23 protein-coding genes, 2 tRNA genes and 1 pseudogene are annotated in these 21,901 nt (G+C 65.8%); 11 read left to right on the top strand and 15 right to left on the bottom strand.

Annotation, left to right across the window (positions count from 1 at the left end; translation table 11 throughout):
- The first annotated feature begins 5 nt into the window (after positions 1–5).
- The 3 genes from VML93_RS25390 to VML93_RS25400 are packed head-to-tail and all read left to right on the top strand — an operon-like array spanning position 6 to position 2,883.
- Positions 6–1,298, top strand: coding sequence for an acyl-CoA dehydrogenase family protein (locus VML93_RS25390; RefSeq protein ID WP_325615032.1), 1,293 nt, complete (start codon positions 6–8; stop codon positions 1,296–1,298).
- Positions 1,299–1,300: 2 nt separating this feature from the next.
- Positions 1,301–1,912 (top strand): helix-turn-helix domain-containing protein, encoded by a 612-nt coding sequence (locus tag VML93_RS25395; protein WP_325615033.1) that lies wholly within the window; start codon positions 1,301–1,303, stop codon positions 1,910–1,912.
- Positions 1,912–2,883 (top strand): NADPH:quinone oxidoreductase family protein, encoded by a 972-nt coding sequence (locus VML93_RS25400; protein WP_325615034.1) that lies wholly within the window; start codon positions 1,912–1,914, stop codon positions 2,881–2,883. Before VML93_RS25395 ends, VML93_RS25400 begins: the two co-directional genes overlap by 1 nt.
- Before the next feature lie 14 nt (positions 2,884–2,897).
- On the opposite strand, the gene VML93_RS25405 is transcribed toward VML93_RS25400, so the two are convergent.
- Positions 2,898–4,772, bottom strand: coding sequence for an alkyl/aryl-sulfatase (locus tag VML93_RS25405; RefSeq protein ID WP_414686442.1), 1,875 nt, complete (start codon positions 4,770–4,772; stop codon positions 2,898–2,900).
- Positions 4,773–4,889: 117 nt separating this feature from the next.
- Here VML93_RS25405 and VML93_RS25410 point away from each other — a divergent pair, with 117 nt between their 5' ends.
- Complete coding sequence (locus VML93_RS25410) at positions 4,890–6,476, top strand: protein kinase domain-containing protein (protein WP_325615036.1); 1,587 nt, start codon at positions 4,890–4,892, stop codon at positions 6,474–6,476.
- Here the strand turns inward: VML93_RS25410 and VML93_RS25415 are convergent.
- The 5 genes from VML93_RS25415 to VML93_RS25435 form a co-directional block, all read right to left on the bottom strand.
- A complete protein-coding gene (locus VML93_RS25415; protein ID WP_325615037.1) occupies positions 6,473–7,966 on the bottom strand; it encodes a HAMP domain-containing sensor histidine kinase in 1,494 nt (497 codons plus the stop codon). The two genes, VML93_RS25410 and VML93_RS25415, sit on opposite strands and share 4 nt — an antisense overlap.
- Positions 7,944–8,648, bottom strand: a complete 705-nt coding sequence (locus VML93_RS25420) for a response regulator transcription factor (protein WP_325615060.1) — start codon at positions 8,646–8,648, stop codon at positions 7,944–7,946. The genes VML93_RS25415 and VML93_RS25420 overlap by 23 nt, the downstream gene beginning before the upstream one ends.
- A gap of 171 nt (positions 8,649–8,819) precedes the next feature.
- Positions 8,820–8,975, bottom strand: a complete 156-nt coding sequence (locus tag VML93_RS25425; RefSeq protein ID WP_325615038.1) for a DUF6131 family protein — start codon at positions 8,973–8,975, stop codon at positions 8,820–8,822.
- 29 nt (positions 8,976–9,004) lie between these two features.
- A complete protein-coding gene (locus VML93_RS25430) occupies positions 9,005–9,214 on the bottom strand; it encodes a hypothetical protein (RefSeq protein ID WP_325615039.1) in 210 nt (69 codons plus the stop codon).
- Positions 9,215–9,315: 101 nt separating this feature from the next.
- Positions 9,316–9,726 (bottom strand): MmcQ/YjbR family DNA-binding protein, encoded by a 411-nt coding sequence (locus VML93_RS25435; protein WP_325615061.1) that lies wholly within the window; start codon positions 9,724–9,726, stop codon positions 9,316–9,318.
- Between the two features lie 182 nt (positions 9,727–9,908).
- Here VML93_RS25435 and VML93_RS25440 point away from each other — a divergent pair, with 182 nt between their 5' ends.
- Entirely contained in the window at positions 9,909–10,736 is an 828-nt protein-coding gene (locus VML93_RS25440) for a hypothetical protein (RefSeq protein ID WP_325615040.1), read from the top strand.
- Positions 10,737–10,740: 4 nt separating this feature from the next.
- Here the strand turns inward: VML93_RS25440 and VML93_RS25445 are convergent, their stop codons facing one another.
- Both VML93_RS25445 and VML93_RS25450 read right to left on the bottom strand, forming a co-directional pair.
- Positions 10,741–11,319 carry a TetR/AcrR family transcriptional regulator gene (locus VML93_RS25445; RefSeq protein ID WP_325615041.1) on the bottom strand — a complete coding sequence of 193 codons (579 nt, stop codon included), beginning with the start codon at positions 11,317–11,319 and terminating at the stop codon, positions 10,741–10,743.
- Positions 11,320–11,494: 175 nt separating this feature from the next.
- Complete coding sequence (locus VML93_RS25450) at positions 11,495–11,896, bottom strand: MarR family transcriptional regulator (RefSeq protein ID WP_325615042.1); 402 nt, start codon at positions 11,894–11,896, stop codon at positions 11,495–11,497.
- Between the two features lie 91 nt (positions 11,897–11,987).
- On the opposite strand from VML93_RS25450, the gene VML93_RS25455 reads away from it, so the two are divergent.
- Complete coding sequence (locus VML93_RS25455) at positions 11,988–12,926, top strand: zinc-binding alcohol dehydrogenase family protein (RefSeq protein ID WP_325615043.1); 939 nt, start codon at positions 11,988–11,990, stop codon at positions 12,924–12,926.
- 10 nt (positions 12,927–12,936) lie between these two features.
- Here VML93_RS25455 and VML93_RS25460 read toward each other — a convergent pair.
- Both VML93_RS25460 and VML93_RS25465 read right to left on the bottom strand, forming a co-directional pair.
- Positions 12,937–14,618: pseudogene (locus VML93_RS25460) on the bottom strand (PE family protein).
- A 97-nt stretch (positions 14,619–14,715) separates the two neighbouring features.
- Complete coding sequence (locus VML93_RS25465) at positions 14,716–15,660, bottom strand: class I SAM-dependent methyltransferase (RefSeq protein WP_325615044.1); 945 nt, start codon at positions 15,658–15,660, stop codon at positions 14,716–14,718.
- Positions 15,661–15,793: 133 nt separating this feature from the next.
- Here VML93_RS25465 and VML93_RS25470 point away from each other — a divergent pair, with 133 nt between their 5' ends.
- The 3 genes from VML93_RS25470 to VML93_RS25480 all read left to right on the top strand — a co-directional run bounded on the left by VML93_RS25470 (position 15,794) and on the right by VML93_RS25480 (position 17,986).
- Entirely contained in the window at positions 15,794–16,141 is a 348-nt protein-coding gene (locus VML93_RS25470) for a nuclear transport factor 2 family protein (protein WP_325615045.1), read from the top strand.
- Entirely contained in the window at positions 16,141–17,181 is a 1,041-nt protein-coding gene (locus VML93_RS25475) for a phosphotransferase family protein (RefSeq protein ID WP_325615046.1), read from the top strand. The genes VML93_RS25470 and VML93_RS25475 overlap by 1 nt, the downstream gene beginning before the upstream one ends.
- A 103-nt stretch (positions 17,182–17,284) precedes the next feature.
- Positions 17,285–17,986, top strand: coding sequence for a hypothetical protein (locus VML93_RS25480; RefSeq protein WP_325615047.1), 702 nt, complete (start codon positions 17,285–17,287; stop codon positions 17,984–17,986).
- Positions 17,987–18,060: 74 nt separating this feature from the next.
- Here VML93_RS25480 and VML93_RS25485 read toward each other — a convergent pair whose 3' ends face one another.
- The 4 genes from VML93_RS25485 to VML93_RS25500 form a co-directional block, all read right to left on the bottom strand.
- Positions 18,061–18,267 (bottom strand): hypothetical protein, encoded by a 207-nt coding sequence (locus tag VML93_RS25485; RefSeq protein ID WP_325615048.1) that lies wholly within the window; start codon positions 18,265–18,267, stop codon positions 18,061–18,063.
- Between the two features lie 378 nt (positions 18,268–18,645).
- On the bottom strand, positions 18,646–19,308 hold the full coding sequence (locus VML93_RS25490; RefSeq protein ID WP_325615049.1) for a hypothetical protein: 663 nt from the start codon (positions 19,306–19,308) through the stop codon (positions 18,646–18,648).
- Between the two features lie 198 nt (positions 19,309–19,506).
- Positions 19,507–19,579 (bottom strand) — tRNA-Arg (locus VML93_RS25495).
- 18 nt (positions 19,580–19,597) lie between these two features.
- Positions 19,598–19,689, bottom strand: a tRNA-Ser gene (locus VML93_RS25500).
- Between the two features lie 90 nt (positions 19,690–19,779).
- On the opposite strand from VML93_RS25500, the gene hisC reads away from it, so the two are divergent.
- A complete protein-coding gene (hisC, locus tag VML93_RS25505; protein ID WP_325615050.1) occupies positions 19,780–20,847 on the top strand; it encodes a histidinol-phosphate transaminase in 1,068 nt (355 codons plus the stop codon).
- Positions 20,844–21,299 (top strand): DUF4334 domain-containing protein, encoded by a 456-nt coding sequence (locus VML93_RS25510; protein WP_325615051.1) that lies wholly within the window; start codon positions 20,844–20,846, stop codon positions 21,297–21,299. The genes hisC and VML93_RS25510 overlap by 4 nt, the downstream gene beginning before the upstream one ends.
- On the opposite strand, the gene VML93_RS25515 is transcribed toward VML93_RS25510, so the two are convergent.
- Positions 21,296–21,901, bottom strand: coding sequence for a TIGR03086 family metal-binding protein (locus VML93_RS25515; RefSeq protein ID WP_325615052.1), 606 nt, complete (start codon positions 21,899–21,901; stop codon positions 21,296–21,298). The two genes, VML93_RS25510 and VML93_RS25515, sit on opposite strands and share 4 nt — an antisense overlap.

Below are 21,901 nucleotides of genomic sequence, written 5' to 3' on the forward strand. Positions count from 1 at the left end.
ATCGAATGTCTTGGGATTTCTCTACCGAACCCGAGTTCGAGAAGAAACTGGACTGGATTCGCGAGTTTGTCCGTGAAGAGGTGGAACCGCTCGAGGTGCTGTTCCCGGGCTGCGAGTTCCTCCCGCTGACCGACGAGCGACGCCGCATTGTCGACCCACTCAAGCAGCAGGTTCGCGACCAAGGCTTGTGGGCACCACATTTGGGCCCCGAGCTGGGCGGGCAGGGCTTCGGCGCGGTCAAGCTGACGTTGATCAACGAGATTCTGGGTCGCAGCCCCTGGGCACCGATCGTATTCGGAACGCAGGCGCCTGACACCGGCAACGCGGAGATCATCGCGCGCTTCGGAACCCAGGACCAGAAGGACCGGTACCTGGACGGACTGCTGTCCGGGGAGATCTTCTCGTGTTTCTCGATGACCGAGCCGCAGGGTGGGGCCGACCCGCGAGTCTTCACCACACGTGCCGTGCGGGACGGCGACGACTGGGTGATCACCGGACGAAAGTTCTTCTCCTCCAACGCCGCTGTCGCGTCGTTCTTCATCGTCGTCGCCATCACCGACCCGGATGTGCCCGTCCACCGCGGCGCGTCGACCTTCCTGATCCCGGCGGGCACCGAAGGCCTCACCATCGAAGCCAACTACCACTTGGTCGGCGCCTCACCGAATGAGCCGGGGCACTCCCTGGTCCGCTACGACGGGGTTCGGGTGTCGTCCGACGCACTGCTCGGCGAAGCGGGTCTCGGCTTTTTGATCCTGCAGGCCCGGCTGGCCGGCGGGCGGTTGCACCACGCGATGCGGTCGATCGGGGTAGCGCAACGGGCTGTCGAGATGATGTCCCGGCGCGCGAAAAGTCGTTTCACGCAGGGTAGTTCGCTGGCCGATAAGCAGTTGGTGCAGCAGTTCATCGCAGACTCCTACACCGAGCTGATGCCGTTCCGGCTGGCGGTGCTGCACGCCGCCTGGCTGATCGACACCGCCGGCGAGCACGCGGCTCGCGCCGAGATCGGTGCCTGCAAGATCCTGGCGTCGCAAGTGCTCAAATCGATTGGGCTGCGCGCGATCCAGGTGCACGGCGCATTGGGCACCACGACCCAGCTGCCGTTGGTCAACGTGCTGCTCGGCGGGGTGGCGCTCGGGCTGGCCGACGGGCCCACCGAAGCGCACAAGGTCAACCTGGCCAAGCTGCTGCTCAAGAACTACGAGGGTGAGGATCCGGAGTGGCCCAGCGAATTGCGGGACATCCGCCTCGAGGCCGCCCGCGCCAAGTACGGGGATCTTGCTCCGGCGCTTGCTGATTAGCCGTGAATAGCCGAGTCACCGCGGCCGTCGAACGGGCACTCGACGACCGGCAGCGCGAGGCCACCGAGGAGGTCGAACGCATCCTGGCGGCGGCGGTCCGCGTGATGGAGCGGGCCGCACCCGAGCCGCCGCGGGTCAGCGATATCGTCGCCGAGGCCGGTTCGTCGAACAAGGCGTTCTACCGGTATTTCGCCGGCAAGGACGATCTCATCCTGGCCGTGCTGGAACGTGGGGTGGCGATCGTCGTGTCCTACCTTCAGCATCAGATGGCCAAGGAGTCCCAGCCGGAGGACAAGGTGGCGCGCTGGATCGAAGGCACGCTGGCACAGGTCGCCGACCCGCACCTGATCAGCATGAGCCGCGCGGCCGCCGGGCAGATGTCGGCCGGAACCAATTGGCGGGCAGCCGAACGGGAGATGATGCGGCCGATGCGGGATCTGCTGATTGAACCGGTCACCGAGCTGGGTAGCAGCGATATCGATCGTGACGTGGAGGCGGTGTTCAGCTGCACCGCCTCGACCATGCGGCGCTATGTCGGGGCCACCGACCGGCCTGACGCCGCCGACATAGCACACCTGGTGCGATTCTGCCTGAGCGGGTTGGGGGTTGGTTGATGCGCGCGGTCGTCTGCACTGCCTACGGCGCACCGGAGGATCTGGTCGTTACCGACGTCCCCGACCCGGTTCCGGCGCCCGGCCAAGCGTTGGTCCGGGTCCACGCGGCGGCGGTCAACTTCCCCGACGTGCTGTTCATCGCCGGCAAGTATCAGGTGCGAATTCCGCCGCCGTTCATACCGGGCAATGAGATCGCCGGTGAGGTCGTGGCTGTCGGCGACGGCGCAACGGTCGGTCTGGGCCAACGGGTGTTCGGTACCACGTTCGGAGCATTCGCCGAACTGGCGCTGCTGGACGGGACGACGGCGGAGCTGATACCCGACGGGGTCGACTTCGCTTCCGCTGCCGCATTCGGCGTGACTTATCGGACCGCCTATCACGCAGTCCGATCGGTGGCTCGAGTCGGGCCGGGTGACTGGGTCGTGGTGCTCGGCGCGGCGGGCGGCGTGGGTCTGGCGGCTGTCGACTTGGCGGTGGCGATGGGGGCGCGGGTGCTGGCGGCGGCGTCCAGCCCGGAGAAGCTCGAGCTGTGCCGGCAACGGGGTGCCGAGGCCACCGTCGACTACGACAACGAGGATCTCAAGCTGCGCATCCGTGAACTCACCGGTGACAGCGCGCGAGTCGTGCTCGACCCGGTCGGTGGGTCTTATGCGGAACCAGCGCTGCGCGGGCTGGCGCGCGGCGGCATCTTTGTCACCCTGGGCTACGCCGCTGGATCCATTCCGGCCATTCCCCTCAATCTCGTCATGCTCAAGGACGTCACCATCCGTGGCATGGAGATCCGGACGTTCATGGCCGACTACCCCGACGAGGGCGCACGCGACCTCGCCGAGCTGTCGCGGATGTTCGCCGATGGCAAGATCCGGCCGTTCATCGGCGCGCGCTTCCCGTTGTCCGAAACTGCTGCGGCTCTGCGGTATGTCGCGGACCGCAAGGTGCTGGGCAAGGTAATCGTCGAGGTGACGCGTTAGTAGCTCGAGCAGACTTAGGGCGTGACGATGTTGAAGCTCGGGTCCGGTTGATCGAGTACACCCAGCAACGTCTGCAGCGCCGCCGGGTCTCCGGACACTTCGAGCCCCGGCGAGGTGAAGTCCCCCATCGACACGGCCAGCAGCCGAAACTTGCTGTCCAGCTTGACCGTAACGGTTGCCGTCGAAGGGTCGGCCGCAACCTTGCGGTAGACCAGCACGCCGTTGCGCAGCGTCAGCCGGTAGTTGACGTTCAGGTCGGCGAAAGTGACATCGATGGCGATGTCGAGGTCCCAGCTGCGCGGTCCGTTCACGCTGATGGCGAGGCTGTCGAAGATCTGCTCCGGGGTCAGCTGGGAAAGTAATGTCGGCGAGGTGGCTGTCGTCGCGGTGCCGAAGTTGCCGTCGCGCAATTCGGTTGCCCCAGAGAGGAAGAAGTTGCGCCACGTCCCGTTCTCGGCGCCGTAGGCCAGCTGCTCCAGCGTGTCGGCGTAGAGGGCGCGGGCCGCATCGTGCTGATCGTCGGTGAAGATCGCGTGGTCCAGTAGCGTTGCCGCCCAGCGGAAGTCGCCGGAGTCGAACGCCGTCTGGGCGAGCTCGACCACCCGGTCGATGCCGCCCAGCGCTTCGACGTACCGCGGACCCAACGCCTCTGGGGGGTGGGGCCACAGGCGGCCGGGATTGCCATCGAACCAACCCATGTAACGCTGGTAGACCGCCTTCACGTTGTGGCTGACCGACCCGTAATAGCCCCGGGTATGCCAGGCCTGGTCCAGCGCCGGTGGCATCTGGAACATTTCGGCGATCTCCACGCCGGTATGTCCCTGGTTGAGCAGCCGCAGCGTCTGGTCGTGTAGGTAGGCGTACAAATCCCTTTGCAGCGAAAGGAATTCGATGATGCGCTCCCTGCCCCAGGTCGGCCAGTGGTGCGACGCGAACACCACGTCGGCGCGGTCGGCGAACGTGTCGATCGCCTCGGTGAGGTAGCCCGACCAGGCATGCGGGTCGCGCACCAGCGCGCCCCGCAGGGTCAGCAGGTTATGCAGGTTGTGAGTGGCATTTTCGGCCATGCACAGCGCGCGGAAACGCGGGAAATAGAAGTGCATCTCGGCTGGGGCCTCGGTGCCCGGTGCCATCTGGAACTCGATCTCCACACCGTCGATCGTGTGCTTCTCTCCGGTCCCCTGGATGTCGATGGTAGGCACGATGATGGCCACCTCACCGGTGGACGGGGTCTGGCCGAGCCCGCAGCCCACCTGCCCTTGCGGTCCACGCGCCAGCAGCGTGCCGTACATGTAGGTCGCCCGACGCGTCATTGCCGGACCCGCGTAGACGTTCTCCTGGACGGCATGCGTGGTGAAGCCTTCGGGCGCCAGCACCGCGACCGCGCCCGAATCCACGTCGGCTTGCGAAGTGACGCCGAGGACTCCGCCGAAATGGTCGACGTGGCTGTGGGTGTAGATCACCGCGACGACGGGACGGTCACCGCCGCGATGGGTGCGATACAACTCCAGCGCCGCGGCGGCCACCTCGGTGGACACCAACGGATCGATGACGATGAGTCCGGTGTCGCCCTCGACGAAGGTGATGTTCGAGAGGTCAAGGCCACGAACCTGATAGATGCCCGGCACTACCTCGTAGAGACCCTGTTTGGCGACCAGCGTCGACTGCCGCCACAGGCTGGGGTGCACCGACGTCGGCGCGGGGCCGCCCAGGAATGAGTACACGTCGTTGTCCCATACCACCCGTCCGTCGGCCGCTTTGACGACGCACGGAGACAAGGCGGCAATGAAGCCACGATCGGCAGCGTCGAAATCCGCCGTGTCGTGGAAGGGCAAAATGTGTTCGCTATAGGCCGACTCGATGACTGCGGTAGGGGGTTTGGAGTCCACCGCCACTACTTTGCCATCAGGCCGGCCCGCCGAGAAGGCCCGTTGTCGGTCAATCAGCTCACCAACGAAGTGGCCAGGTTAGCGTGATCCAGGGCCCTAGGACTTACTGTGTTAGGCATGTCGGGACCACCAGATCCTTCGCCCACCGACGGCGGTACGCCGTTTGGCCGGTATCGGTTGATCGAGTTGCTGGGCCGTGGAGGCATGGGTGAGGTGTGGCGGGCCCGCGACACGGAGGCCAACAACCGCACCGTGGCGATCAAGCTGCTTCCGGCCCATCTGGTCGGCGACAGCTCCTTTGTGCGGCGGTTCCGCCGGGAAGCTGACGCCGCCGCGCAGCTGAACAATCCGCACATCATTCCGATCCACAACTACGGCGAAATCGACGGCAAGCTGTATGTGGACATGCGGTTGGTGGAGGGCCGCGATCTGCAGCAGGTGTTGGCGGAGGGCCCGTTGGAGCCGGCGCGTGCGGTGCGGATCATCGAGCAGGTGGCGAAGGCGCTGCAGGCCGCCCACAAGGTCGGCTTGATCCACCGTGACGTCAAGCCGTCCAACATCCTGGTCGACGACGACGATTTCGCCTATCTGATTGATTTCGGCATCGCTCGCGGAGCCGACCAGACCGGCTTGACCGGCACCGGGAACATGATCGGCAGCCTGCATTACATGGCACCGGAGCGCTTGCAGGCGCAGGATGCCGATGCCCGCGCCGACATCTACGCGTTGGCGTGCGTGCTGTACGAGTGCCTGACCGGGGCCCGTCCTTTCCGCGGCGACTCGATGGAAAGCCAAGTGGCCGCACACCTTACGGAACCACCACCTCAACCATCAACCCATTCCAACGTGCCCCCGCAGTTGGACGCGGTGATCGCCAGGGGAATGGCCAAAAACCCGGGTGTGCGATATCCGACGACAATCGAATTGGCAACCGCCGCGCGAGATGCGATTACCGTCCCTCATCAACGACCCACACCGGCTGTCCCGCCGCCCCCGGACACTCGGCGAGCATCCACCCCGCCGCCAGAGCCGGCTTACGATCCGCTGGCTTTCCAGTCGAACACCGCTAAGCCGGAGACCTACGTCCCGGCGAACCCGGCAGCACCGCCGTGGGCCGCGCCCTATGGCCAGGCAAGCAGCGGTAAGGGCAGCCGGGGCGTAGCGATCGCAGTGATCATCGGCGCGATTGCACTTGCCATCGTGGCCGCAGTGGTCGGCGTCATCTTCTTCGTCGTCAACAACTTCGGCTCGTCAGAGCCCTCCCCGACAGCGGCGATGCCCTCGATCGCGATCCCATCCTTTGGCCCTCATAGCTTGCGCCCATCCGGGAACCCACCATCGGCTAACAGCGGCGCTGCCGGCAGCGCGAAGGTCCTCATCGACGGCGTAGACCAGAATGTGGGCGGGCGAGTCAGCTGCTCGGGCGGGAGCGGGAGCGGCAACTTCACCATCTCGATCATCGGTGGCTCGTCGACCGGCATCGCCGCCGTGCTCACCGACGCCGACCCTCCGGTGGTGACATCCGTTGCTCTGGGCAATGTTAACGGCGTGATACTCGGATATGCCGCGGGCGGGCAGGGCAACGCGTCGGCCATTAAGGACGGCAACAACTACAAGATCAGTGGGACTGCCACCGGGGTGGACATGTCCAACCCGATGGCGCCGGTGACCAAGCAGTTCGAAATCGACGCGACCTGTCCCTAAAGTGGCGACCCGTTGAGCGGCAACCGCACCGTGAACTCGGTGTGACCGGGTGAACTTTTCACCGCGATCGTCCCGTGGTGCGCCTTGACCACGGCGGACGCGATCGCCAGACCCAGCCCCGTGCTGCCGCCCTTGCGCGACCGCGAGGTGTCGCCGCGGGCGAACCTCTCGAACACCTCCGATTGCAGCGCCTTCGGAATTCCGGGGCCGTTGTCGATCACCTGCAGGACGCTATAGGTCGGCTCGGTGCTCAACCGCGTCGTCACGACGGTGCCGGCGCTGGTGTGGACGCGGGCGTTGGCAAGCAGGTTGGTCACCACCTGGTGCAGCCGCGCGGCGTCACCCGGCACCACCACCGGTTCTTCGGGCAGGTCAAGCTCCCACTGGTGATCCGGGCCGGCGACGTGCGCGTCGCTGACCGCGTCCACCGCCAGCCGGGAAAGGTCCACCTGCTCGCGTTCCAGCGGCCGGCCGGAATCCAGGCGGGCCAGCAACAGCAGGTCCTCGACCAGACGCGTGATCCGCTCGGTCTCCGACGCCACCCGACTCATCGCGTGCGCCACCGCGTCGGGATCGTCGCCCATCCGCTGCGTCAGTTCGGTGTAGCCGCGGATCGCCGCCAGGGGCGTGCGCAGCTCGTGGCTGGCGTCAGCGACGAACTGCCGCACCCGGGTCTCACTGGCCTGCCGCGCCGACAGCGCGGCGACGATGTGGTCAAGCATCCGGTTAAGTGCGGACCCGAGTTGGCCCACCTCGGTGTAGGGGTTTGCGTCGGATTCGGGGACCCGCACCGGCAGCTCGACTTCACCGCGGTCCAACGGCAAGTCGGCGACCTTGCTCGCCGTTTGCGCGACCCGCCTTAGCGGCGCCAGCGCCCGTCTGATGATGACGATGCCGGCCGTGGTGGCGGCAACCAGCGCGATGAGGGTGACGACGGCGAAGATCACCAGCATCCGGAACATCGTGGCGTCGACGTTGGACATCGACAGGCCGGTGACGATGACGTCGCCGCCACTTCGGCTGGGGGCGGCGACGACACGGTACCGGCCCAGCCCGTCGAGGTTCACCGTCACCGCTGCGCGGCTTTCGGCGATGTGTTCCAGCTGGTTCTGCGCGGTCGGGGTCAACGCGGCCCGAGAACCGCTGCTGGTGAGGTAGCCGGCGTCGATCGTCTTGCCATCGCTGACCACCGCCGCCACCATGCCCGCCGGCTGCCCCGGTGCGTCGAGGAACCGCGGCCCGGGTCCTGGCCGCGGATAGCTATGCGGCTCGTGTCGCCAGCCGGGTTTTTCCGGATACATCAACGCCGACCGGTAGGACGTCCCGCCGAGCTGCTGATCGAGCTGCTTCAGCAGGTGATGACGCAGGGCGAGTTCGGTCGCGGCAGTGATTCCGACGCACACCACGGCGAGCACGACGACCTGCCCGACCAAAAGCCGGAAACGAAGCGACCAGACTCGCGGAGTTCTAGCGGGCCGGCTTAAGGACATAGCCCGCGCCGCGCAGCGTGTGGATCATCGGTTCGCGACCGCTGTCGATCTTCTTGCGCAGGTAGGAGATGTACAACTCGACGATGTTCGACCGGCCGCCGAAGTCGTAGCTCCACACCCGGTCCAGGATCTGCGCCTTGCTCAGTACCCGCTTGGAGTTGCGCATCATGAACCGCAGCAATTCAAACTCGGTGGAGGTCAACGAGATCGGTTCGCCGGCGCGCGTCACCTCGTGGCTGTCCTCGTCCAGCACCAGGTCCCCCACCACCAGCTGCGCGCCGCTGTCCACCGTAGTCACCCCGGTGCGCCGCAGCAGGGCCCGCAACCGCAGCACCACCTCCTCGATGCTGAACGGTTTGGTGACGTAGTCGTCGCCACCTGCGGTCAACCCCGCGATGCGGTCTTCCACCGCGTCCTTGGCGGTCAACAGCAGCACCGGCAGCTGCGGAATCTCTTCACGCAGTTTGTGCAGCACGTCGAGGCCGCTCATATCGGGCAGCATCACGTCGAGCACGACAACGTCGGGGCGCTCCGCGCGGGCCGCCGCGATGGCCGACGACCCGTCTACGGCGGTGGCGATATTCCACCCCTCGTACCGCAACGCCATCGACACCATCTCGGCGAGAACGGGTTCGTCGTCGACTACCAGCACATGGATCGGGTTACCGTCGGCACGACACATCACGACGCGCTCTACCGCTGTTCGGGGATATGACACAACCTCAAGTATCCGCAACTGACTGGGCCAACGCTATGGCATTCCTTTGTGTGGCCTGTGAAAAAATAAGCCGCGTGGCCGCCGAAGCGGCCACGCGGCCTTTTCGTCGCTAGTGGCTGGTCGCCACCATCGGGGTTAGTACCAGTACCGCCTGCCGGCGACCGGACGGCCCATGGAGCCCAGGGCCCACATCACCACGCCAATCACGGTCAAAATGATGCCCAGCACCCACAACAAATGGATTCCGAACACAAACCCAAGGATCAGCAAAATAACGCCGACGACAATCATGACAACTTCCTTTGTTCGAAGGTAGGAGTTCACTGCTTGGGCTGCGGTACATGCGTATCGCAGTTGACTTGCGGGTTGAACTTGTAATTCAAGGGACCCGCAACCACTGTCGTCGCGATAGACGCCGCTGAGGCGCAGTTAGTGGGCCCACTCTTGAAGTAGTCCCGCTGGTACGCGGCGAAGACTCCGATCAGTAACCACACCACGACAATTGCGCCAAGAATTCCACGACCTCGCATCGTGACCTCCGTTGTGTCCGAGAAGGATTCCCGTGGAAGTAGCGATACCCGTTGCACCCACGTCTAAACATTGCGGGTCGTCGAATCGGCGCCGTTAAGCCTTACGGATGTTGGGCGAGCCAGGCAGCGGCGCGCCTTTTCGATGCCCGCGAGAGCCAGGCGTCCTGAATCAACTCGGCTAATTCCGTCGTGCTGATTTCCTTCAAGCGACCGGCCCGCACCAAGACCGACGGATGCCCGTCGAAATGGCCTGTGCTAAAGAACGGTGAAGCAGGATCCTGGACCAGCGCGAGCTTGTCGCTCTCTGACTCCACCCACAGCATGATCACGTCTGGATAGCGTTCACCGGTGACCGGATCGGTTGCGTCGGGCTGGGGAGTCCGGAAGAACACGAACGACTTTCCGCCTACTTGATAAATGAAGTTGCCCTTCGGCCCTTCCAGGCGGGTGACGTGGGGCATCGACGCGGCGATCCGGTGCACGTCGTCAACACGGGCGGCTCGATCAGCCATGGCGGCGACGATACCCGGCGGCGTGCGACGAAAACCATTGGTGGAACTGGACCTGAGCGCAAGCGGGCTCGGCGGATTCGATTTCGCCGGCGGCGCCATACGGTATGGTCCGCATCTGGGTCATGGTCGAAGACCGACAGGGCTGACAAACATCGAGATACGTCCCGCCAGGAAGTGCTGCGTTGACCGACACATTGTTCGCTGACGTCTCCGAATTTCAAGTGCCCGTCGACGACTCGTATCCGTACCAGGTGCTTTCGATTCGCGTTTGCGATGGCACCTATCACGATCACAACTTCGCGCAGAACTACGCGTGGATGCGCGACGCACTGGACAGCGGTCGACTGACGTTCGGAATCATCTACACCTATGTGCGACCCAACTGGGCGGCCAACGCCAACACGGTGCGCTCGATGATCGACGCCCAAGGTGGCCTGCATCCGCGGGTCGCCTTGATGCTCGACGTCGAATTGGGCGGCAATCCGCCGGGAGACGGGTCGAGCTGGATCAATTCGCTGTATTGGAACCTGGCCGACTACGCGGGATCTACGGCGCGAATCATCGGCTATGCCAATGCTTTTGACTTTTACAATATGTGGCGGGTACGCCCGGACGGCCTTCGCGTCATCGCGGCGGGTTACGGGTCCAATCCGAACCTTCCCGGGCAGGTGGCGCACCAGTACACCGACGGCAGCGGTTACAGCCCCAATCTGCCGCAGGGGGCGTCGCCGTTCGGCAATTGCGACATGAACTCCGCCGACGGGCTGACACCGCAAGAGTTTGCGGCCGCATGCGGGATCACAACGAACGGAGGATGGCTGATGGCGCTCACCGACCAGGAGCAGACCGAACTGTTGACCAAGGTCCGCGAGATCTGGGATCAGTTGCGCGGGCCCAACGGCACCGGCTGGCCGCAACTCGGACAGGACAGCCAGGGCCAGAACCTCACGCCCGTCGACGCCATCGCCGCGATCAAGAAGGACGTCGAAAGCAATCCGCCGTCGACGTAGCCAGTCAGCTCAGTGAACCCACGCCCCTGCAGTACTGCTTCGGGTCGATGTCGCCATCAGTGAATGCCGACTGCACAATGTAGCCGATCACCGCGCCGCCAATCGCGATCGCGGTGGCGGACGCGTCTTTTCGACCCGTCCACCGGGAAACGGCTTCGGCGAACGCGGCCCGCTGAAGCCCGAAGGCCGAGACGACCATCGCCTTGGTCTTGGGCTGCGTCTGAGCGTGCGCCCAACCCTGGACAGCCAACCGGAACAGGTCGACGCCTTCGGTGTGGTGGCGGAATTGCCGGAAGGTCTGCAGCAGTGCCAACAGATATGCGTTTGGGCCCGAGATGTCCTCGCGTTCGCCAACCTGGCCGATCAGCCCCGCAACTTCGATCAGCGACGTCTCGATCGCGGCGTGGATGAGGGCGTCCTTCGAAGGGAAGTAGCGGTACATCGCGCCGGCTGACACGCCGGCTTCGCTGCGGATGTCCTCCATCGAGGCGGGCGCCACCCCGATCCGGCTGACGCACCGTCGCGCCGCGTCCAGGTAGCGCTGCTCCTGGGCCTTCCACTGATCCTCCGTCACCTTCGGCATAGGAACATCATACGTGAACTAACATTCATGGAAAGGCCGTCGGCCATGGCGTTCACTCGCATCCGCTGCCTCAATTGCGCATCGATTCAAGGTATTTCACTACTGGGGCTCAAAAGGGTTGTGCGCGCGGAAGATATCGGCTCGATCTGCTCAAGGCACCCAGCCTCACTCAGTTTCAGTGCCCGAGCACTTTGTCCAGCAGGGCAGTGAGCCGGTGCTGTTCGCTCGTGCTGAGCCTGTCGGTCAGCGGCAGCACAAGGCCGTCGATTTCGGCAACGACCCGGGTCGCGAGGCGCCTCGCCTCGGTGGTCAGGCTTACCCGCACCGATCGCCCGTCGGCGGGATCGGTGGTCTTTCGGACCAGTCCGCGCTGGACCGCACGCTCGATGAGTCCGCTGACGGTCGAGCGCTCCAGCCCCAGATAGGTAGCAAGTTGGGCTATCGTCGGCTCCCGGTCACGCAGTATCCCCAGCACGCGTAGCTGAGTGAGAGACAAATCCTGTTCCGCAGCAACCCGGCTCAGCACCGCGGTGACCGCGAATGACACCTGCACGAGGTTGTCCCTGAGATCGTCCACGGCCCTACCATACCCTTGATTTAGTTCGTAGCACGATCTATTTTAGTTCGCAATACCATCTATTTTCCAGGGTATGTCTGAGGAGGATTCGATGCACGCAGCCGTTGTCACCGCGTTCGACAGCCCGCCGAGCTACCGTGAATTCCCCACGCCCAGTCCGCATCCGCCCGACGAGATGCTGGTCGACGTCATCGCCACCGGCTTGCATCCGCGGGTGCGGTCGCAGGCTGAAGGCTCGCACTACACCAGCACCGGCGAGCTACCACTGGTCCCCGGCATCGACGGAGTGGGGCGCGCTCCCGACGGCGGCCTGTGCTATTTCGTCCTACCCGATACGGCCATGGGCGCGATGGCCGAACAGACCGTCATCGACCGACGGCGCAGCGTGCCACTGCCGGATGGCGTCGACCCGATACTGGTGGCCGCCGCGGTGAACCCGGTGATGTCGTCGTGGATCGCGCTTCGCCGGCGTATCGACTTCGAACCGGGCCAGTCGGTTCTGGTTCTCGGCGCCACCGGAAATTCGGGTCGCATGGCGGTCCAGGTCGCCAAACACCTTGGCGCCGGCCATGTTATCGGCGCTGGACGTGACCCGCGGCGGCTCGCCGCGCTCACCGAACTCGGTGCCGACACCACCGTGGCACTCGGCGACGCCGAGGCACTCGCTCGCGCAGCAGACGTCGACGTCGTCATCGACTACCTCTGGGGATCGATCACGGTCGACGCGATGACCGCCATCGTCACCAATCGGCACGACCGCGCCAAACCACTGACCTGGATCGAGATCGGTTCGGTCGCAGGTGGTTTCGCCGCCATCCCGTCCGCGGCGCTGCGTGCCGCACGGCTGCAGATCATCGGCAGCGGACAAGGCTCCGTCCCGACCCGCGACATCGTGGCCGAACTGCCCGCCATCGCCGATCAAATCAGCAAGGGCGCCTTTCGAGTTGACGCCCGCGCCGTACCGCTGGCTGACGTCGAGGTCGCGTGGAACGACACCGACACCACGCAGCGGATCGTCGTCACGCCCTGACGCCGAGCGACTAAGAACCGAACCCGGGCCCGCCGAAGAGAAGCCCGCCGGCCCCGCCGTGGCCGGAGTGGCCGTTGGCCCCGACGCTGCCCGAGTCGGCAGGCCCGCCGGCGCCGCCGGTGCCGCCGTCCCCGCCATAACCGATGTCCCCGGCCGCGCCACCGCCGCCGCCGGTGCCGCCGTCGCAGCCATGGCCGACGAAGCCCCCGTGGCCACCGTCCGCCGGTTCCGCCGGTGCCGGCAATTCCGAGAAGGCCTAGGTCGTTGCCCTCCCCGCCGATGCCGCCCGGCCCGCCGTCACCGCCGGCGCCGACCAACCGCCAACTCCCCCAGCACCGCCCGTCCCGCCAGTTCCACCGATGGTCGCCCCGCTCACCCCGCCGGTACCGCCGACACCACCCCTGGCACCGGGACCGAACATCCCTGCGTCGCCGCCGGCGCCGCCTGCCCCACCGTCGCCGCCGGTCGCCCCACGTAGACGACATGGCCTGGTGGGCTGCTGAATGTCGCACTGCCGCCGGACCCACCGTGGCCGCCGGTCCCCGGGTCGCCGGAAATCCACCCGCCATTGCCACCGTGTCCGCCGCTGCCACCGGTTCCACCCGCAAAGGCGACAGGGGCGTTGACAAGCACGTTGCCGGTGGTGTTGACGGCGGTAATTCCTCCGAGGATGGGGGAGTTGATCCCAGAAATCCCACCGGAACCACCGAAACCACCCACCCCACCGGCACCGAACAGCCCAGCGTCACCGCCAGCACCGCCGTCGCCGCCGAGACCACCGGGTGCTTTCGAGATTTGAAGCTGGTGCGAGCCAGGCTCGTCCGCCCAGGAGAAGCCGTTCCCGCCAGCACCGCCTTGCCCTCCGTCGCCACCCTTGCCGAGCAGCATCCCGCCGTGACCGCCGGCGCCGCCCTTACCGCCGTTGCCGGCGATCGGATCAGTGACTGCTGGGCCGACGAAGTCGTTGAGCGCGCCGTCCCCGCCACCACCGCCGCCCCCGCCGACGCCGAGCAGCCCGGCCGCACCGCCGGCCCCGCCGACTCCACCATTGCCGGCGCCAAGGCCGTCGACGGCCGCCGCGCCGGCTCCGCCCTGCCCGCCGGCCCCGCCGCGGCCGTACAACCACCCGCCGTTGCCGCCCGCTCCACCGGCCGCGTTGGCCCCACCCTCGCCGCCCTTGCCGCCGGTGCCGATCAACCCCGCGCTGCCGCCGGCGCCGCCGACCACACCGGTATCCGTCTCCGAATAGCCATTGCCACCGTTGCCGATCAACAGCCCACCGTCTCCGCCGGTCGGGTTGCCCGACGTCCCGGGCGCACCGTCGCCGATCAGCGCGCGCCCAAACGCCGCTTCGGTGGGCGCATTGACGGCGTTGAGCAAGTCCTGCTCCACGGACTGCAACGGCTTGGCATTCGCGGCTTCGGCGGCCGCATACGAGCCGGCGTTCGAGTTCAACAACTGCGCAATCTGCTGGTGAAAGTCACCGATGCGCTCGCTGAGCGCCTGGTACTGCTGGGCGTGTCCGGAGAGAAACGACGCCACCGCCACCGATATGTCGTCCGCCGCGGAGGCCACCACTCCGGTGGTCGGAGCGGCCGCCGCCCCGTTCGCCGCACTCAACGCGGCGCGGATACGTTCCAAATTCGTTGCCGCAGAAGCCAACGCATCCGGGGCCGCCACCAGATCGGACATCGTCGTCCTCCAATCAGCGATCGTCGGACTGTCGGCGCGCATCAAAGAATATCGCTGCCCAACCTAATAATCTGGCGCTTTCCCACGTTCTCAGAAATCAGCCGTCCCACCGCTGCGCGGAGACAAAGAGGGTTGGCGGCATTGAATCCTCGGCACCGGGCTGGACACTGCGGCCATAGCGCGCCAGCAGCGCGACGAAATTCACCGCGGACGCGTCCCAGCCATGTTCACGCAGCCAGTCGGGGACGGAGGTGCGCTCCTCGGCGTACCAAAGGTCGTCGAAATCGGTGATCTCGGCGTCGACCAGCTTCTCGGCCGCGGCCCGCATGCGCTGGACCTCGTCGCGCTGGCGCTGCACGCGCTCGGGGTCGGTGAAGCCCTCGGCGGGAACATTGGAGGCCAGCCAACTGCCGACCGCGCTGAGGGCATGGATGCGTTCGAACAGCAGGTCCTGGGCCTGCGCCGGCAGGTACCGGACCAGTCCCTCGGCCGACCAGGCGCAGGGCCGTGATGGGTCAAATCCAGCTTCCTGCAACGCTTTTGGCCAGTCCTGGCGCAAGTCTATCGGCACGTTGACCAATTGCGCCGTCGGGTGCGCGCCGTGGTTTCGCAGGGTGGCGGATTTGAAGTCCAGCACCTTGGGCTGGTCCAGCTCGTAAACGACGGTCCCGTCCGGCCACGGTAGCCGCCAGGCCCGCGCGTCCAGGCCGGACGCCAGAATCACCACCTGGCGAACGCCGGTATCAGCCGCGCCCAGGAAGAACTCGTCGAAAAACGCGGTCCGCGTGGCCATGAAGTCGATCATCAGACGCAGTCGCGCCTGCACGTCCGGGTCGAGCTCGGAGGCCTTATGCAGCAACGCGGGGTTGGCGTACAGGCTCCACACCCCGTCGCCGGCGGCCTCGACGAACACCCGCGCGAACGGGTCGTTGATGAGCGGGTTGTCGCTCTCGGTCTCCGCGGCACGAGCCGCCGCGACGCCCAGCGCGGTGGCCCCCACGCTGTGAGTGATGTCCCAGGAATCGTTGTCGGTTCGCGGCATCTGCTTGCCTCCTGCGAGATAGTCAGTTTTGCAAACTATTCTTCCAGCCGCGGCCGCCCGTTTGGGGCCTCCGGCCTCCCGCCAAGCGTGCCCTACGCTTTTTCCCAGACGGTCGACAGGTTTGAGGAGTGCCATGACACGTACGTCACAGGAAGTATTCGCCCACCACGGCCAGGCGCTCGCCGCCGGCGACCTCGACGAGATCCTCGCCGACTATGCAGACGACTCGGTGCTGATCACGTCAGCCGGAGTGGCACGCGGCAAGGACGAGATCCGGCAGGTGTTCGTCAGGTTGCTCGACGATCTGCCCAACGCGGAGTGGGACTTGAAAAACATGATTCTCGACGGCGACCTGCTCTACCTCGAGTGGGCAGCCGACTCGGCGGCGAACCGGGTGGACGACGGCGTCGACACCTTCGTGTTCCGCGACGGCATGATCTGGGCTCAGACGGTGCGCTACACCCCGCAGGCCAAAGGCTGATGCCGGCCGACCCGGTGGATTTGAAAGCCGTCGCGGAGTGGATGTCCGAGCAGGGGCTGGGTGACGGCCCGCTGAACGACGTCTCGGCGGTCACCGGCGGAACGCAAAACGTCATGCTGCGCTTCACCCGGTCGGGCCGGCCCTATGTGCTGCGACGCGGCCCGCGCCACCTGCGTCCCCGCAGCAACAGCGTGATCCTGCGGGAAACCAAGGTGCTGGCCGCGCTGGCCGGCTCCGATGTGCCGCACCCGCATCTGATCGCCAGCTGTGACGACCCCGGCGTGCTCGGCGACGCGGTGTTCTACCTGATGGAGCCGATCGACGGATTCAACGCCGGCGAAGGGCTGCCGCCGCTGCACGCCGGTGATCCCAAGGTGCAGTTCGGCATGGGGCTGTCGATGGCCGACGCGCTGGCCAAGCTCGGGGCTGTCGACCACGTCGCCGTCGGGCTCGCCGATTTCGGCAAGCCGGAGGGCTTCCTGGAACGCCAAGTGCCGCGCTGGCTTTCGGAGCTGGAGTCCTACCGGGAGTACGACGGCTACCCAGGGCCGCAGATCCCGGGCGTCGAGCAGGTGGCCGCCTGGTTGGAGAGCCACCGGCCGACGACCTGGAAACCCGGCATCCTGCACGGCGACTACCACGCCGCCAACGTGATGTTCTCCCGCACCGGGCCGGAAGTAGTGGCCATCTGCGACTGGGAGATGAGCACGATCGGCGACCCGCTGCTGGATCTGGGTTGGCTGTTGGCCACCTGGCGCCAGGACGACGGGTCAGCCGTGTTCAGCCACGCGCTGGGCGCGCAGGAGGGGTTGGCCAGCCCCGACGACCTGCTGCAGCGCTACGCCGCCAACACCACCCGCGACCTGTCGCAGATGACCTGGTACACCGTGCTGGCCTGCTTCAAGCTCGGCATCGTGATCGAAGGCACGCTGGCCCGCGCCTGTGCGGGCAAGGCCGAGAAGGAGGTCGGCGACCAGCTGCACGCCGCCACGGTGCACCTGTTCGAACGAGCCCTGGGGCATATCGAGACGCGGGCCTAAAGCGGCAGGCAGGGCGAACCCGGGCTCGGCTGGGACGACACACCTGTGCGCCGAAAGGGCAACTCCCGACGACGCGGTCGGTTCAACCGTTAGCCTCACACGTGTGATTGTGGCGGATGCGGTCAAGCGCTCACTGGACCACTGGGAAGCCAAACAGTGGGACGCAGCCATGCAGCACGCCGGCAACGCCGTCGATGGAACCGGCAACAAACGTTATCCACAGCTCGGGGTCGCAGGCCGGTTCAAGCACACCGTTCGGGATTCGCTGGACATCTTCCGCGTGATGACACAGCCGGGCATCGACTTCGATCAGACCCGATTCCCGGTAGCGGTTAAGTCGGATCTGCCCGACGGGCGTCCGGACATCGCCGACGTCCTATACGCCATTCACCGCTGCAGCCGCGGCCACACCGACGAGCTGCCCAAGGGATTCGAGCTGACTCCGGCCGGGCCCCGGCCCGCGGGGGTGCACATCTGGCGCACCGGGAAGATCCAGCTGCCGGCGGCGGCGGCGATCGGCCTGCTCTCGATCGCGGTGTTCGCGCCGGAGAACAAGGGCCAAGACATCCCCGACGGTTACACGCTGAGTTGGAACCAGCACGTCTTCCAGATCAACGGTTGGTGGGGTTGGCAAGACCACTTCCGCGAGATCATCAGCGTCGTGCAGTTCCCGCAAAACACGCTCGACTTCGGCGCCAGCTGGGACGAGTGGACACCGGTATCAGCGAAGGAGCCCGAGCCAACGCTCGAGTCCTCCGCCAAGCACACCCGAACAGATTCGAACTCCGAACCTTCCGATCCGTAGTCAGCCCAGGCTTGCAGGTTTCGGGCTGTTGCGGATGACACCCTCCGCCGGGACGGCGATCTTCATTTCGGCGATCACGTATCTCTCGGGCCGCCGTACTCCCAATACATGATGTGACCGCTGTCGGGGAGGTGGGTGCAGGTCATCATCCGCCCGTTGCTGTCCTGCATAGTGGCGTGCCAGTTAAAGCACTGGTCGCCCGCGGAAGGCCCCTGCATGTAGGGCGTGAGCGGGGCAAGCACCACCGCGGCGGCGATGGCCGCCATTTGCGCGACGAACATTTGTGCTCCTCCTTCTTCAGTTGCCGTTGGTTATCGGCACGACGGTCCTGTCGCTGATGTCAGCGTGGGCCGCTCGCACAGGCAGGTTGCGGCGGTCGTCTTGCAGAATTCTTGGAGCGGATTTTTTCGCAAATCGTTGCGGCTGGGGGCCATCCGGCGCGCAAGCCAGTTGCTCGACGATGTGTGCGGGCGGGGTTACCGCGCACCCGGTCGTCGCAATTCAGCACGCAGTCCACCCCTGATGCCGTCGACGAATCGGCAGCACTCGATACATCGGCCATTAGCGGGCCTTCCCCGAACTCCTCACCTGGTCGGCAGCGTAGTGACCCCGCCCATTACCTACATCGGGAATAGTGAAAATTTGGGCGAATACATCGCTCAGTACATGACGTCCTGACTGGTCGAAAGGCCGTTGTCGCACGTCACCGTGACGTGGAAGGTCGAGCCCGTCGCGGGTCCGCCGCCGACACGGACCCTCGTCTCCTGTGAGCCGGTAACGGTGAAATTAACGGAGTGGTCGTAGTGAATCATGGTGGCCTGCCCGGCCACCGCGACCGACCTGTACACGCACCCCACCGCAGGATTGTTTGCGTTGTTGGTAATCGACACTATGGCCGTCAACGGCTCGTGCCGGAACAGTAGCTCCGATGCTGGAGACGGCGGCGGTGCCACCGCTCTGGGTGGTGCCGTGCGGGGTGCCGCCGCCGGGGGTTCGATCTGGTGCTCCGCCGCCGGGGGTGCCGTGGGATCCGATGTCCACCACCCGGTCGAAATGAGCGAGAAGCTCGCACCGGTGGTGCCGCCAGGCGCGGTACCCGGGTCGCCTGGTCCCGCCAAGGTAATTCCGACCTCCACGATTAGCGCGGCAAACGCAGCCGCGAGGAAAATGCCGCGGCGCCGGTACCACGGCGGCGGCAGCACCTGACCCGGACCGAGCTCGTGGTCTTGACGGTGTGGTGTCCAGCCTTGACCGTCCCAGTCACGCACCGGGTTTGAGTCATCTGGATTGTCGTAGCTGCCGGGTTGGCGGGGTGTCGTCATGGGAATCCTCCCGGTTCGACCCTAACTGCACTCCCTGGAAGGCAGGATTAACCTCGGTGCGGTACGCCGAACTGATAGCTCACGGCATTCCGCGAAGGTCCGCATATGTACGGCAATATGCGGGCCTCGGGCGTACATCTGCGGGCGCTCGCGACCGGCCCAGCTGCGCGCGAGTGAGCTGTTCCCACCAGTAGTAAGCGCGCCCGAAGAGATTCGAACTCCCAACCTTCTGATCCGTAGTCAGATGCTCTATCCGTTGAGCTACGGGCGCCTGTCTTCAGTTGTGTCCTGGCGGAGGCGAGAGGATTTGAACCTCCGGTTCCCTTTGAGGGGAACAACTCATTAGCAGTGAGCCCCATTCGGCCGCTCTGGCACGCCTCCGTTTGGACTTCCTGAGGGTACCCGACTTGGTCGAGGCATCCCTGAACCGCCGGAGGCATAGCGTACACAGCCGCAACATATGCTGTCGAAGTGAGCGCCCGCCTGCGTCCCGAGCTGGACGGGCTTCCGGTTTACGTTCCTGGCAAGACGGTGCCGGGGGCCGTCAAACTAGCCAGCAACGAAACCGTGTTCGGCCCGCTGCCCAGCGTCCGCGCGGCCATCGAGCGGGCCACCGACTGCATCAACCGCTACCCGGACAACGGCTGCGTGGAGCTCAAGGCCGCGCTCGCCAAGCATCTGGATTTCGACCCCGAAAACATCGCCGTCGGTTGCGGTTCGGTCAGCCTGTGCCAGCAGCTGGTGCAGATCACCGCCTCGGCGGGCGACGAGGTGATCTTCGGCTGGCGCAGCTTCGAGCTCTATCCACCGCAGGTGCAGGTCGCCGGCGCGATCCCGATCCAGGTGCCGTTGACCGACCACACTTTCGACCTCTACGCGATGCTGGCCGCGGTCACCGAACGCACCCGGCTGATCTTCGTCTGCAACCCCAACAACCCGACGTCCACCGTCGTCGACCCGGACGCACTGGTCCGCTTCGTCGAGGCGGTGCCGCCGGACATCCTGATCGCGATCGACGAGGCGTATGTCGAATACATCCGCGACGGCATGCTGCCCGACAGCCTGGGGCTGGTCCGCTCCCGCAGCAATGTCGTTGTGCTGCGGACGTTTTCGAAGGCGTACGGGCTGGCGGGCTTGCGCGTCGGCTATGCGGTCGGGCATCCCGACGTGATCACCGCGCTGGACAAAGTCTACGTGCCGTTCACCGCGACGAGCGTGTCGCAGGCCGCCGCGATCGCCTCGCTGGACGCCGCCGATGAGCTGTTGGCCCGCACCGACGCCGTCGTCGCCGAACGCACCCGGGTCAGCGCCGCGCTGCGCGAAGCCGGGTTCACCCTGCCGTCGTCGCAGGCCAACTTCGTCTGGCTGCCGCTCGGGCCCCGAACGCGGGACTTCGTGGAGCAGGCCGCCGACGCACGCATCGTGGTTCGCCCGTACGGCACCGACGGCGTCCGGGTCACGATTGGCGCACCGGCGGAGAACGATGCCATGCTCGAGTTTGCCCGGGGCTGGATCAGACATCAAAGGAGCAGCCAATGAGCTTGGCCCGCAAGAAGTTCACTGACTTCAGGGAACGCACCGTCTCCGACGCCGAGCTCGACGATTTCTGGGCGACGCTGGAGCCCGCGACCATCGACGGGATGATCGGCGAGTGGAAGGGCGGCGAATTCGCGACCGGCCACCGCATGAACGGCAAGCTGGAAAAGAACGGCTGGTTCGGCAAGACCTTCAAGTCCGCCGACGACGTACAGCCGCTGGTGTGCCTGGACGCCGACGGCAACAAGTTCTCCAACGTCGAATGGGGCAAGGGCGAGGCCAGCCTCTGGCTGGAAGACTTCCGCGGCGAAATCACCGCCACGATGGTGTATGACGGCCAGCCGGTGCATGACCATTTCAAGAAGATCGACGACGACGCCGTGATGGGCATCATGAACGGCAAAGGCGTCCTCGACAACGGCCGGTACTACTACTTCTATTTAGAGCGGGTCTAATCCAGAACGGTCTGGGAGCCCTGCCAGGCCGGGTCGCGGCCGGTGAAGGCGATCAGCCGGTGCAGCGAGCCGGCATCTTCCGGCACGTCGACGGCATCGGCGAATCCGGCGTGGGCGCGCTGCTCGGGGATGAGCTGCTGCGCCAGCTCGTGCACGTACTCGACCAGCGGATCCGGCGCCTTGACCTGATGTCCCACCGCCGCGGCGTAATCCCAGGCGTGGACCAGAAACTCGATCGAGAAGATGGCGGCGGCCACCTTGGCGGGCATCTCGCTGTCTTCCCACAGGATCGTGCCTTCCAAGCCGCGCCGGTGCCAGGCATCCAAGGCCATCCGCGCCGCGCTGACGACTTGGTCCTCCACCCCGTCGCTGTATTCGCCGGGTGAATAGTTCACGCCGACCATGACACCGAGAGACATCGTGGAGTTCAGCAGGTGGTAGGTCAGCTGCGTCAGGTCGTACTCCTCGCACGGGGTTTGCCGCCACATGTCGTCGCTGGCGATGTCGTGCAGGACTTGCTGCAACACCGAGAGCGCGGCCTCGGCGCCGGCCAGCTCATCGGTCGGTGGCGAATCTGGTCCGGGGCGCAAATCAGCGGGCAT

This window comes from Mycobacterium sp., assembly GCF_035499775.1.
Taxonomy (GTDB): Bacteria; Actinomycetota; Actinomycetes; order Mycobacteriales; family Mycobacteriaceae; genus Mycobacterium.